Source organism: Paenibacillus aceti, from assembly GCF_003614185.1.
Taxonomy (GTDB): domain Bacteria; phylum Bacillota; class Bacilli; order Paenibacillales; family Paenibacillaceae; genus Fontibacillus; species Fontibacillus aceti.
Genome location: NZ_KZ987724.1, coordinates 1,253,614 through 1,267,754, shown reverse-complemented (window position 1 = coordinate 1,267,754; position 14,141 = coordinate 1,253,614). Strand labels below are relative to the sequence as shown.

Below are 14,141 nucleotides of genomic sequence, written 5' to 3'. Positions count from 1 at the left end.
CTAGCTTTTCAGCATATATTCAAGCATGGGGCCGTGAAGACTTAACCTACCCAAAAGACAATACGAAGGCTTCATCCTGACTTGAAGCTTGTATTTCAGAGACAGGCTCAAGTATAATGATGTGGCATAATCATCACAATATTATAAACCAGTTGCAGGAGGACTAAACGAACCTGTCATGAGTATGTCTTCTATTATTTCTATCGTTGTTGGTATCGTCCTTGTGCTCAACGTCCTGTTAGCCATCATCATCGTCTTTCAGGAAAGAAAAGATATCGGCTCGACCTGGGCCTGGCTGCTTGTTCTTTCCTTCATCCCGGTGCTTGGATTTATTCTGTACCTGCTCTTCGCGCAGAATTTCCGAACCATCAAGCTATTCCATTGGGATGACTTCAAGAAGCTGCACTACGAGAAAAGATTGCTCGCTCAAATGGATTGCATCCAGGCGGGTGAATTCCAGTTCAAGAATGAAATCGCGCAGAAGTATGATGATCTCATTTACATGTATCTGAACGAGAATCAAGCCTTGTTGACCGAAGATAATCAGCTCGAGATCTTCACAGAAGGTAAAGCCAAGTTTGACCGTTTATTTCAGGATATACAGGCAGCGCAGCAATCCGTTCATGTTCAGTATTATATTTATCGCAGGGATAATCTGGGCAAGAAACTGCTCGACCTTCTGACCGAGAAAGCAAGGCAAGGTGTCAAAGTGCGGCTATTGTACGATGAGCTAGGGTCGCGGCAGTTAACGAGAGGGTTCTTCAAGGATTTCCTGGAGGCGGGCGGGGAAGCCGAGGCCTTCTTCCCATCCAAGCTGCATCTGATCAATTTAAGAATCAACTATCGTAATCATCGCAAGCTCGTCATCATTGACGGCAAGATCGGCTACGTCGGCGGGTTCAATGTCGGAGATGAATACCTGGGCTTGAAGAAGAAGTTCGGCTATTGGCGCGACACCCATCTAAGAGTTGAGGGCAACGCCGTCTATTCCATGCAAATCCGCTTCATTCTGGATTGGAGCCAGGCATCACAGCATCATGAAATTACATATAGTCCTAGTCTGTTCCCGGAAATGGAGACGAAGGATCAGGTAAGCATGCAGGTTGTGACCAGTGGACCTGACTCCAGTCTCGAACATATCAAGAACGGTTATATCAAAATGATACTGTCAGCCAAGAGCTCCGTGTATATCCAGACCCCTTACTTTGTGCCGGACCCGAGCGTCTTTGATGCATTGCGAATCGCTGCTCTATCTGGCGTTGACGTACATATCATGATTCCGGACAAACCGGATCATCCGTTCATCTACTGGGCAACTCTGTCCCATGTCGGCGAACTGTTGAAGCTGGGCGTCAAGGTCTATCTCTATGAGAAGGGCTTTATCCATGCCAAGACCGTCGTTATCGACGACGAAATCGCGTCTGTAGGAACGGCGAATATGGATTACCGCAGCTTCCGTCTCAATTTTGAGGTGAATGCATTTATTTATCATGAACCTACAGCCAAGGAATTAAATCAAATTTTCATAAAAGATATCGAGCATTCCAGCCTCCTTACTCTGGAAGAATACGAGCAGCGTTCCAGATTCGTCCGTATCAAGGAGTCCATATCTCGTCTGCTATCGCCGATTCTATAGCATAGAAAAACCGTCAGGAAGGATCTTCCTTGACGGTTTTTTACAGTTATAGAGATATAACTGCATATATACAACTATACGCCTGCATGATTCGGGTAACCGGTAATATAACTGCAATTATGCAATTATACGGATGAATTTTACTTCGATCGGTGCTTTTTACAGGGAATAGTTGCATATACGCATCTATTTTCTGACTTCAAGCTGATTTTGCCCGAATAAGTGTATTTCTGCAACTAAGCGTCGGTCCAGAGCTCATTCTTACAATGAACAGGAATCATCTGTGCACGCTGCGCCGGCATCGCCGACCACATCCAGCTTCGTCTTCGGATTCTCCTCTTCCCATACCTGGTTCAGCACGCCCAGGAAGGATTCCACCGGCTGCGCTCCCCGAACCCCATATTTGCGGTTCAGTACGAAGAACGGCACCGCCTGCACGCCCAGTTGTCCTCCCTCCTGCTGATCGCGGATCACCTGCTCCTTATACTCATCCCCAGCCAGCATCTGCTTCACCTCAGCGGCGTCCAGTCCGACCTCGGCAGCCAGCGCCGCCAGTACATCATGATCCCCTACATTTTTCGATTCCGTAAAATAAGCTGCCAATAGACGCTCCACCATTTCTCTGCCCTTGCCCTTCGTATCCGCATAATGGCTGACCCGGTGAGCATCGAGCGTATTCGTCATGATCGCCGTGTCCAACTGATAATTCAGACCGACCTCGCTAGCTTGGGCGACGACCTGGGCGTTCATCCCTCTCGCCTGTTCCACAGAAATTCCATACTTCTGGGCCAGCATCTCATTCATCGACTGATCATACTGCTTCGGTGCATCGGGATCGAGCTGGAAGCTCTTGAATACGAGCTCCACCTGATCTTTATGCGGGAACTGCTCCAGCGCCTGTTCGAACTTTCTTTTCCCTATATAGCAGAAAGGACATGCAACATCAGACCATACTTCTACCTTCATCATAAATCCTCCTTATCCTCCTGGTTACTAGCTGTAACTATGACAATTACATTATAAAGCATAGACTTACAAAACTACAGTACCTAAATTTAATAAATACAGAAAAATAGTGTGCCGTTTCTCACAGACGGGACAAAAGTCACATGTTATATTCGCGTTAAACAGTGTTTAAATCATAGTTTAAAGGAGACGCTATTGTATGCTACTGCACATTGGACTGGACATTGGATCAACTACGGCGAAACTGGTTGCAATTACAGCGGATGGCGAGATCATACATCAGGAATACGGCAGACATTATTCGGACGTAAAAGGCACGACACTGCAAATGCTTCATGAACTCAGACAGCGATTCCCGGATGCTTCCGTATCCATGAATATAGCCGGATCAGCAGGATTAACGATAGCCGGGCATGTGAAGCTGCCCTTCATCCAGGAGGTTATCGCCTGCACAGAGGCGGTTGAACAATACATACCAAAGACCGACGTAGTCATTGAACTGGGCGGCGAGGACGCCAAGATCATCTATTTCACGGGAGGCCTGGAGCAGCGTATGAATGCCGCTTGTGCTGGAGGAACCGGCGCGTTCATCGATCAGATCGCCGCATTGCTGAAGACCGAGGCGGCAGGGATGAACGAGCTGGCCAAAGGCTGCAAGACGATCTACCCGATCGCCTCCAGATGCGGCGTATTCGCCAAGACAGACGTCCAGCCGCTGCTTAACGAAGGCGCGCGCAAGGAGGATATCGCCGCCTCGGTGTTCCAGAGCGTCGTCAACCAGACGATCAGCGGGCTGGCTTGCGGCCGTCCGATCAGCGGCAACGTCGCCTTTCTCGGTGGACCGCTGACCTATCTCTCCGAGCTGCGCCAGCGCTTCATCGAGACGCTCAAGATCGCCGATGAGGCCGTTATATTCCCGGCGAACAGCCTGTACTTCGTCGCCCTTGGCGCAGCGATCAAGAGCAAAGGCAGTGAGTGCGTCGCCATTGACGAGCTCTGTACCCGCTTCGAGAGCTTCACCATGAGCGGCAAGAGTCGCGGTGCTTCCTCCCTCCCCCGCTTGTTTCAGGACGAGGCGGAGCTGCAGCAGTTTCGCGAGCGCCATGCCCAGGCCTCCGTATCGAAGGAGGAGCTATCCTCCTATCGAGGTCCGCTCTTCCTCGGCATCGATGCCGGGTCCACCACGACGAAGATTGTGCTGACCGGAACGGGCGATGAGCTGCTCTATACCTTTTATGACAGCAATAACGGCCATCCGCTGGAATCAGTGCGCAGCGGTCTGCTCGCCATGTACCGCGAGCTGCCGCCCGATGTCTATATCGCGAATGCAGCGGTGACCGGCTATGGCGAAGGCCTCATCAAAGCGGCCTTCAAGATCGATGCCGGAGAGATCGAGACGATTGCGCATTATAAAGCGGCGGCCCGCTTCTCCCCGGATGTGGATTTCATCCTCGATATCGGCGGGCAGGACATGAAATGCATCAAGATCAGGAACGGCGCCATCGACGGACTCATGCTGAACGAGGCCTGCTCCGCTGGCTGCGGCTCCTTCCTGGAGAGCTTCTCCCAGTCGCTGAACGTTCCGATCGAGCAGTTCGCCGAGGCGGCGCTGCTGGCCGACGAGCCCGTGGATCTAGGCTCCCGCTGCACCGTCTTTATGAACTCCAAGGTGAAGCAGGTGCAGAAGGAAGGCGTCTCGCTGGCCAATCTGTCGGCTGGACTGTCCTATTCCGTCATCAAGAATGCGATTCAGAAGGTGCTGAAGCTGCGCAATACCGAGGAATTGGGCGAGAACATTATCGTGCAGGGCGGGACATTCTATAATGAAGCCGTGCTCCGCGCCTTCGAGCTGCTGATTGGCAAGCAGGTCGTCCGACCCGATATCGCCGGGATGATGGGTGCCTATGGCTGCGCTCTGATTGCCAAGGAGCAGTACAGTAGCGGCGGCAGCTCCATGCTCACGCCAGCCGAGCTCGACGAATTCTCCTGCGCGGTATCACATAGCCGCTGCGGACTATGCGGGAACAACTGCGCCCTGACGATCAATCGCTTCCAGGATAAGCGCTTCTTCATTACCGGCAACCGCTGCGAGCGTGGAGCCGGTCTGCGCAAAGAGAAGAGCAGCCTGCCTAATCTGTATGAATATAAGTATGAACGTATCCTCAATTATGAATCGCTACCTGCTGACGAGGCCGAGCGTGGTACAATCGGTATTCCGCGGGTGCTGAATATGTATGAGAATTATCCGTTCTGGCACACCTTTTTTACGAAGCTGAAGTACCGGGTGATCCTCTCCCCTCGTTCAAGCAAGAAGCTGTATGAGCGCGGCATGGAATCGATTCCCTCGGAATCAGTCTGCTACCCGGCCAAGCTAACCCATGGCCATATCGACAGCCTAATCGATCAGCAGGTCGACTTCATTTTCTATCCTTCGATTGTCTATGAGCATAAGGAAGACCCGGAAGCGCGGAATCATTTTAACTGTCCGGTGGTGACGTCCTACCCTGAAGTCATCCGCGTGAATATGGACCGCTTGAAAGAGGCGGGCATCCCCTATATCCAGACATTCCTGACCCTGGACAATCCGAGAGCGCTTAAGAAAGAACTGATCGCCCAATTCTCGGACATTCCCCGGCAGGAGATCAACGAGGCCGTCGATGCCGCGCTGGAGGAAGCTGAGGCGGCCAGAGCGGATATTCGCCGCAAGGGCGAGGAAGTTCTGCGCTTCCTGCAAGAGACAGGCACGAAAGGGATCGTGCTTGCCGGTCGCCCCTATCATGTCGACCCGGAAATTCATCATGGCATCCCTGAATTGATCAATACTTATGGTCTGGCCGTGCTGACTGAGGATTCCATCGCCCATCTGGCTGAACCGACTCGTGACTTGCGGGTCGTCAATCAATGGACGTACCACTCTCGTCTGTACCGGGCCGCGCGGGTCGTAGCCGCTCGTCCTGAGATCGAGCTTGTGCAATTGAACTCGTTCGGCTGCGGTCTCGATGCCGTAACAGCCGATATGGTGCAGGAGATATTAGAGCGGCATCATAAGATGTACACGATGATCAAGATCGACGAGATCAACAATCTCGGGGCGGCCCGCATCCGCATCCGTTCGCTGCTGGCAGCGATGAAGGAGCGCGAACAGAAGCAGATCCGGGTGGAAGCCACTAGGCCCGATCCCGAGCATGAGGGCCCGATCCTGTTCACGAAGGAGATGAGAGAGAACTATACGATTCTGATTCCGCAAATGTCGCCGGTTCATTTCGAATTGTATGAAGCGGTGCTGAACAGCGAAGGCTACCAGGCCGAGCTCATCCCGGAAGTGAGCGCGGCGACGGTCGATGACGGGCTGCGCTTCGTCAATAATGATGCCTGCTATCCGGCGATTCTGACGATCGGTCAGCTCGTCCACGCGCTAAGAAGCGGCAAATATGATGTGAACCGGACGGCGGTCATCATGTCGCAGACCGGAGGTGCCTGCCGAGCCACCAATTATATCGCTCTGCTGCGCAAAGCGCTGAAGGACGCCGGTATGGAGCAAGTGCCCGTCATCTCCCTGAATGCCGTTGGGCTTGAGAAGCATCCAGGCTTTGAGTTCAGCTTAAGCCTGGTGAAGAAGCTGATCGCCGCGACGGTCTACGGTGATGCACTGATGCGGGTTAGCAACCGCGTCCGTCCCTACGAGCTCCATCCCGGAAGCGCTAATGAGCTGTACCGCAAATGGATGAACATTTGCCGGGCCTCGCTCTATAACTTCAGCTTCCGCACTTACCGAAGCAATCTGGCAGCGATCGTGCAGGAATTCGACGCCCTGCCGATTACGGAGCAGCGCAAGCCAAGAATCGGCGTGGTCGGCGAGATTCTCGTGAAATTCCATCCCGGGGCTAATAATCATATCGTAGAGGTGATTGAACAGGAAGGCGCAGAGGCCGCGGTGCCGGATATTCTCGATTTCTTCCTGTACTGCAGCTTCGGACCGATGTACAAAGGACAGCATCTTGGCAAGAGCAAGATGGGTGTGGCTGGCGGACGAAGCGCCATCTATTTCCTGGAGCAATTCCGTAAGCCACTCAAGGATGCATTACTGCTCAGCGAACGGTTCACTGCTCCGCTGACGATATTCGAGCTGGCTGAGAAGGCGAGCCGCCTGCTCTCCGTCGGCAATCAGGCTGGCGAAGGCTGGTTCCTCACCGCAGAGATGATGGAACTGATTGAGAGCGGAGTAGCGAATATCGCCTGTATCCAGCCCTTTGCCTGTCTGCCGAACCATGTTACCGGACGTGGCATGCTCAAAGGCTTGAAGGAGCTATACCCGTCAGCTAATATTACAGCGATCGACTATGATGCCAGCGAGACGGAGGTCAACCAGATCAACCGCCTGAAGCTGATGCTGGCGACTGCATTCAAAAATATAGAACGAACCGAGGTGATGAAATGGAGCAGCAACCCAGTGAACACAGTGAACAGGAACTGTCAACCAAGGAGCATATTTTGAAGGTAACCCATGATTTTATTATGAAGACGGGATTTGAGGCTGTAACGACACGAAAGATTGCTGCGCTAGCAAATGTGAATATTGCAATGGTCAACTATTATTTTGGATCGAAGGACAAGCTGCTGAATGAGACGATCAAGGCGATTTTGAATTCCTATAAAGGCTGCTTCGCCATTCTGGATCAGACGGAGCTGCCTGCCAAGGAACGGCTGAAGCGCTTCTTAACCGATTATGCCAAGACTTTTCAGAGATATCCTGACCTGCTAAGACAAATTGTCAAGCATAGCAGCTTCCCCTTCGAATCGCAATTTGAATTCGCCCATTTTGTCAAAACGATGGGGTTTCCCAAAATCCTGACCGTTCTGCAGGAAATAACACAGGAGGCCGATTCGAACAAGCTGATTATGACCGGTATGCAAATCTTCGGCGCCCTGCTCTTCCCGATCCTGATGGAGCCGCTGATCAGCGGCATTTATCATTGCCCCCTGCCCGATATCGAGCAGCAGGTAGAAGAGATTATGAGCAAAATGTCTCTATAGTCAAAAGTTGAAGTATAAATAAAACCGGAGCATCCCAGCCAAGTGCTGGCGATTCCCCGGTTTTTTGCGTCGATCTGCCTCTCTAACTCCATGATAAACGATTGTAATCATCCTTACCGGAAGCGCCCATCTGCTGCCGATACTCGCTCGGTGTCATGTTGAGCTTACGGCGAAACACCTGCGAGAAATGCCTCATATCCTGATAACCGACCCGATCGGCGATGTCAGAGATCTTCAGACTTGAGGAACGCAGCAGGCGCTTGGCCTCCTCCATCCGCAAGTGGGTCATATAATCCTTGAAGCCATGTCCGGTCTTCTGCTTGAACAACTGGCTGAAATAGACCGGGTTCAGGAATACAACGGAAGAGACGGTTTCCAGCGTCAGCTCCTCATAATAATGGGCCTTGATATATTTCAGGGCCAGCTCGATCGCCTGATTATTACTATGCTCATAATGAGGCTCGTCGGAACTGCCCATCGTCGTCTGCGCAAGCAACTGCACCTGCTCGGGGATTTGTGCGAAGTTGTCCAGCTCCTCGGAGGCGCGAATCTGGAACGGCACCTTCAGGCAGCGCCGGAGCTGGCTCTTCAGCTCTGTCAATAAGACAGGCAATTGATTCGGGAAATCGAACGTCACCAGGCCCACCTGATCATTAAGCGATGTGCTGGCAACGATCCCATGACCGAAGCTCTCCAGCAGCTCAGTCAGTATATTTTCCACGATAAAATGCTCCAGATGCCCCGCCCGCGCCTGCTCCATCTGCACCATCACGAGATAGAAGAAAGGATAGTCCTCCAACAGCTCCTTCGCAGCGAGACCGCCGAGATCCAGCCCCGTCATCAGCCGGGCGAGCGCCCCTTCGCGCAGCAGGCGCACATTCTGCCGCAGCAGTTGGGCTTCCCTGTTACGAAGATTGCTCTTCTCTATTTCTGCGCCCAGATACTCGATCATCTCAATCAGCGCTTCCTTGCCGATCGGCTTGAGTAGATAATCGCGGGCGCCAAGGCGCACTGCTTCACGGGCATAGGAAAATTCGGAATAAGCGGATATCACCACCCAATGGACATGAGGATGTCGGCTGCGGGATAGCTCCATTAGCTTCAGGCCGGTCATCCCCGGCATCCGCACATCGGTCAATACCAGATCAATCGACTCCGTCCGCAGCAGCCAAGCCGCCTCATCTGCCTTCGCCGCCAGATAGACCCTATGCTCTGGAAAATGATGCGCCAGTGTGCGCTGAATCCCCTCGCGAATAATGCTCTCATCATCAACTACCAGAATATTCATCTCTCCGCCTCCTTCGTATCGGATATCGGCATCACAATCATTACTTTAGTTCCTCGCCCGGCTTCGCTGTCAAGAAGCAGACCGAAGGCTTCTCCGAACATAAGCCTTAGTCGCTGATCGACATTGAAGAGGCCTATTCCCTGGCGCTGGCCCTCTCCTTCCGCCTGCTCTAGTCCCTTCCTGCATAAGCTCGGCTCGCCAGCTTGCTCGCGGCGTCCGGGAAGCAAAATCGCTGATATTCTCTGCAGCGTTAAATCATCCATGCCTGCTCCATCATCTTCGATGATGAATAACAGCAGGTCATCCTGCTCCTCACTGTACACACGCAGCCGACCGGTATGCTCCAGCGGTTCAAGCCCGTATTTCACTGCATTTTCGAGGATGGGCTGTAAGGTCATTTTCGGGATTCTTACTCCCAAATGCTGTGGCTGAATATCGATCTCCACCTGCAGCCGTTCACCGAGACGAGTCTCTATAATCGTCAGATAATTCCGCATCTGCTCTAGTTCCTTGCCGATGGTCGAGCTAGCCCCTTCCTCCCATTCACTGTTGTAGCGGAACATGTGGGACAGGGATAGAATCACGCGGCCAAGCCGATCATTCTCCCGCTCATCCAGCATCCAATAGATCATATCGAGCGTGTTGAACAGAAAATGCGGGTTTACCTGGGTCTGCAGCGCTTGCAGCTGGGCATTCTTCTCGCTGATGGAAGCCAGCTTGATCCCCTCGATCAATTCATCCATCCGGCCGACCATGCGGTTGAAGGAGGCGACCAGCACATTGATTTCTTCATAGGAATCCACCTTGACCTCTCCGCGGAAATTCCCCATCTCCACCTGCTTCATTTCACGGATCAGACGCTTGAACGGCAGAGAGAAAGTACGTGAGATAAAACCGGCCAGAATCGTAGCCGCGATAACGACCCCGATGACGACTGATAATAGATACTCTCTTGTCTTCTTCAATTCGAGCTGCATCTCAGAAAGCGGGGTCTTGCTAATTAATGTCCATTCCGGTTTCTGAATCGGCGCTGCTGTGAAGAGAGCACCAGCATGCTCCTCTATGAATATCCTTTCTACTTTAGTCATGGAGGGCCAGTCCTCGGCAATGATGGTCTCATCATCGCCCTCACTGTCGGCGGAATCAGGGGTACGAATGATCTCCACACCCTGTTCATCGCGGATCGCCACCATGCTTCCGGTACCCAGACTGGCGTTGGACAGCGCCGAGAGAATTGCCGAAGCATCCGTCTCGATTAATACGATCCCGATCGGCTTAAGCTCGCTGAGCTCGAACAGCTGACGGCCGAAGGCAAAGACCGGTTGGTCGAAGCCCCCGCTCATGAGCGATTGCGGGTACACCCCCAACCATTTCATCTCCCCGGAGGACTGCCGCAATTTCCCGAACCAGGCTGTCTCTGCGTATTCCCGTACTTTGCCACCCATCGAGCGTTCATAGCTATACACCCTGCCTGAATACGTCACGATATGGATTCCGACGATATCATCCCGCGAGTAGAAGATCGAGCCTAATGTGTCCGTTATTCTCTGATCATTGTTCACGAAGAAGGTCGGATCATAGCTTGACCTGCGATTCTGCAGTAGTCGCATCAGCTCGGTATTACTGTTCAATGATTTGGTAGCGCTGTCATAGCTTCTCAATAGCAGATCCAATAGCCCCGCGGTCTGTGACATATTTTTCTCGGCGATATCGCTAATCTTGGTACGGATCTGTTCGGTCGCTCGCTGGTAATATAGGTAAGTGGTGATGAGCAGCAAAGCCAGCATACTGACAAATAGTAATAGAAAAAGACGGTTGTGGATGGAACGAAGGCTTCTCATAGTAAGCTTATTTTACCCCTTGACTGCTCCGGCGACCATCCCCTTCGTAATCTTCTCCGCTAACAGGAAGTAGATCAGAATGACCGGCAGTGCCCCGAGCACGAGAAAAGCCCCGATCCCGCCGTAGTTCACCGAATATTGACTGACGAAGCTGTATACGCCAAAAGGTAGTGTTTTTAACCGTTCTGCTGTAACGAAGGTGGCTGCGAGAATATACTCATTCCAAATATTAATGAAGGTCAAAATGCAGACCGTCATGATCGGGGGGACGGAAATAGGCAGAGCGATGTTCCAGTAAATCCGGAATACGCCGGAGCCATCCACAATCGCTGATTCTTCGATCTCGTGAGGGATCGAGCGCATGAAACCGCTAATAATAAAGACGGCTATCGGAGTCTGAAAAGCCATATAAGGCAAGATTAGCGACAGATGCGTATTCAGAATGCCCAGATGCTTGAAGATGATCATCAGCGGCAGCAGGGTTCCCTGCATCGGGATCATCATGCCAACGAGGAAGACCATCAACACGGCATTGGCATATTTCCAACGGAATCGGGCGATGGCGAATCCAGTCAGCGAAGCGAGCACAATCACACAGACCATCGTTACCGAAGTGACGAACAGGCTATTGCCCAGGTAGCGGAAATACTGTCCGCCTCCGAGCGCATCGCTGTAATTCTGCCATTGCAGACTGGCTGGCAAGGCGAAGAAGCTGCCGGAGAGAATCTCCTCGTTCGTCTTCAAGGAATAGATCAGCAGCCACAGCAAAGGATAGAGCTGAGTAACGATCAGGATCGCGAAGATCACATAGACGATGGAAGTGGTAACTGAGAAGCGTCCGCGTCTATCATTTCGCACCGTTGGTTTCCGCAGGACAGGTGCCGTGTAACTCATCTTATCTCCCCCTTTCTTCTATGAATACCGTTTGTCCAGCTTGCTGAACAAACCGTTGATAATAATCGTTGCTACCAGGCATAGAATGACCAGGAAAGAAGCGATCGCACTGCCGTATCCATACTTCATCGATAAGAACGACATATTATACATCAGGCTGGCCACGACCTCTGTCGCATGAGCCGGACCTCCGCCAGTCATTACCATAATCAAGTCAAAAGATTGCAGCGAACCGATAAACGATAGTACCACCGAGATTTTGAAGATGGGCACAATGAGCGGCAGCGTAATGTAACGATCTGCCTTCAGTCCGCTGGCCCCATCGATCTTGGCAGCTTCGTAAATGTCAGATGGAATATTCTGAATGCCGGTGAATTGAATCAGAATATGATAGCCGAGATACTGCCACAGGGCGACGACGATCACGGAATAGATCGCTATCTTCGGCTCGGTCAACCAGGAATGGGTCCAGGATTGCAGTCCTAGTGATTCCAGAATCTGATTCAGCATGCCGCCCATGGAAGCCGGATTATAGATGGTCTTCCAGAGTTGTCCGATGACGACGACCGAGAGGATAACCGGCAAAAAATAACTCGACACGAGAAAGTTAGGCTTCCTCACATAGCGGCTGATTAAGATGGCCACACATAGGGCGATCGGGAGCTGCACGCCCATGGAAACCCCGGCCAGCAGCAGCGTTCTACCTACCGCAGGCCAGAAAATGGAGTCGTTAGTTAGCATTTTCTCGAAATTTTTCAGGCCGATAAACTTGGCATCTCCGATTCCGTTCCAGTCGAGCAGCCCGCTATAGAAGGATACGAGAATCGGCACGAACACGAGCAAGCTATATATGATAAGGCATGGCAGCACGAAAGCGGCGATCTTCCAGCCTGACACTCTAAGTACATTCATGGGTTCCCTCCCGTTGTTTATAGCAAGGAGACCGAAGGGCGCTTGGTACATAGGCCGCTTCCTTCCGGTCTCCTCGACGATCTATGATCTCCTCTACTTAATTCTTAAGCCGGTGTTAGTCTTTATTTTCCTCATAAGCCGTCTGATGCTCTTTCGCCACTACGCCCGCATCTGTCTTCGATACGAACAGATTCTGAATGCTGCTTAGATGAGCCTGCGCCGTACCTGGATTCATCGTATTGTCGAAGGCGAGGTCTCCCCCTTTCACATCCTTGAACAGGTTCAGAACCTCCATCGCCATATCGGAATATCCGGCTGCTTTGAAATCACCGTCCACGGTCTGCGCCAGACCGATCGCGCCTTTCAGATTGAACATCTCCTTTGGATAGTTGATCAGGAAGTAGTTCAGGAAGTCGAGGGTCTCCTCCAAATGCTTGCTATCCTTGGAGACGGCGAATGCGCTGCCCGGAGCAAGCATGAATTCATTAGGATTCCCCTTGCCGTTAACGGTCGGGAACTTGAACACACCGACATTCTGATTCTCGTTAGCTGTCGATTCTTCGATACCGCCTGTAGCCCAGCTGCCCATGAAATACATCGCTGCTTTGCCTGTCTTGAACAAGTTCTCGCCTGCGTTATAGTCGAAGGAAGTGGCTCCTTCCTGGAAAGCTCCGGCCTGCACCAGATCTTCAAAAGCATTAACTGCTTCGGTGAACGCCGGATCTTCAAACGTCTTCTTGCCATCGATTACATCCTGGAGGAAGCCAGGGCCGCCGTTCGTGCGGAGCAGAATATTCATGAACAGGAAGGAACCAGTCCAGGAATCCTTCTCCCCGATCGCCATCGGTTGGATGCCCTTCGCCTTAAGCTGCTTCACCACATCGACCATTTCCTCGAAGGTAGTAGGAACCTTGACTCCGCCTTCTTCGAACATCTTCTTGTTATAATAGACAATGGCGATATTGTTGCCGTCCGGAAGCGCATAGAGATTGTTGTCGAAGGTATAATAATCCAGGATGCCTTCTTGGAAGGTTCCCTTCAGTCCATTCTTCTCAACCATCTCATTGAGCGGTGCAAACAGGCCTGCATCCACAAATGGCTTCATTTGTGCCGCCGGGTTCACGATCGTAATGTCCGGCACTTCCTTGGAAGCCGCCTGAGTCTTCAGCTTCACCTTCTGCTGGTCGGTATTTAGCGAATCCAGCTCGATTTTGACATTTGGATGCTCGGCTTCATAATTGCTGACCACGGTGCGCAGCATTTTGTACTTCGGATCGCTGGGGTCCGGGTAGATGTTCTGGAAAGTAATCTTGACCTCTTTCTTGCTCGTATCTTCTTGGTTACCAGAGTTCGTCTGACTGTTCGTGTTCGTGCTGCCTTCGTTCTTCCCGCCGTTGCTGCTGGCGCTTCCATTATTGCCGCTGCTGCAAGCAGCCAATCCCAAAGTCAGTGCACTAGCAAGCAGCGCAATCATCAGTGGCTTGAACTTCATACTTATAAATCCCCCTCGCTTTATATTTACTATCTATATAAGTTGAACCCATGATCGTCCCGATGATGCCTGCCCTTC

Annotated in this window: 9 protein-coding genes; 3 read left to right on the top strand and 6 right to left on the bottom strand. The window is 51.8% G+C overall.

From position 1 onward, the window contains the following. Positions 1–184: 184 nt before the first annotated feature. Positions 185–1,636, top strand: coding sequence for a cardiolipin synthase (gene cls, locus BFJ94_RS05660; RefSeq protein WP_120465105.1), 1,452 nt, complete (start codon positions 185–187; stop codon positions 1,634–1,636). 261 nt (positions 1,637–1,897) lie between these two features. On the opposite strand, the gene BFJ94_RS05655 is transcribed toward cls, so the two are convergent. Further along, positions 1,898–2,602 (bottom strand): DsbA family oxidoreductase, encoded by a 705-nt coding sequence (locus BFJ94_RS05655; protein ID WP_120461783.1) that lies wholly within the window; start codon positions 2,600–2,602, stop codon positions 1,898–1,900. A 199-nt stretch (positions 2,603–2,801) separates the two neighbouring features. On the opposite strand from BFJ94_RS05655, the gene BFJ94_RS05650 reads away from it, so the two are divergent. Both BFJ94_RS05650 and BFJ94_RS05645 read left to right on the top strand, forming a co-directional pair. Continuing rightward, positions 2,802–7,097 (top strand): 2-hydroxyacyl-CoA dehydratase, encoded by a 4,296-nt coding sequence (locus BFJ94_RS05650; RefSeq protein WP_120461782.1) that lies wholly within the window; start codon positions 2,802–2,804, stop codon positions 7,095–7,097. Continuing rightward, positions 7,037–7,636 (top strand): TetR/AcrR family transcriptional regulator, encoded by a 600-nt coding sequence (locus tag BFJ94_RS05645; protein ID WP_120461781.1) that lies wholly within the window; start codon positions 7,037–7,039, stop codon positions 7,634–7,636. Before BFJ94_RS05650 ends, BFJ94_RS05645 begins: the two co-directional genes overlap by 61 nt. An 82-nt stretch (positions 7,637–7,718) precedes the next feature. Here BFJ94_RS05645 and BFJ94_RS05640 read toward each other — a convergent pair whose 3' ends face one another. From BFJ94_RS05640 to BFJ94_RS05620, 5 genes are all read right to left on the bottom strand, one after another. After that, a complete protein-coding gene (locus tag BFJ94_RS05640) occupies positions 7,719–8,924 on the bottom strand; it encodes a response regulator (protein ID WP_120461780.1) in 1,206 nt (401 codons plus the stop codon). Then, a complete protein-coding gene (locus BFJ94_RS05635; protein ID WP_120461779.1) occupies positions 8,921–10,765 on the bottom strand; it encodes a cache domain-containing sensor histidine kinase in 1,845 nt (614 codons plus the stop codon). The genes BFJ94_RS05640 and BFJ94_RS05635 overlap by 4 nt, the downstream gene beginning before the upstream one ends. A gap of 12 nt (positions 10,766–10,777) precedes the next feature. Further along, entirely contained in the window at positions 10,778–11,659 is an 882-nt protein-coding gene (locus tag BFJ94_RS05630) for a carbohydrate ABC transporter permease (RefSeq protein WP_120461778.1), read from the bottom strand. Between the two features lie 18 nt (positions 11,660–11,677). Next, complete coding sequence (locus BFJ94_RS05625) at positions 11,678–12,571, bottom strand: carbohydrate ABC transporter permease (protein WP_120461777.1); 894 nt, start codon at positions 12,569–12,571, stop codon at positions 11,678–11,680. A gap of 115 nt (positions 12,572–12,686) precedes the next feature. Beyond that, positions 12,687–14,063, bottom strand: a complete 1,377-nt coding sequence (locus BFJ94_RS05620) for an extracellular solute-binding protein (protein WP_120461776.1) — start codon at positions 14,061–14,063, stop codon at positions 12,687–12,689. Positions 14,064–14,141: the final 78 nt, after the last annotated feature.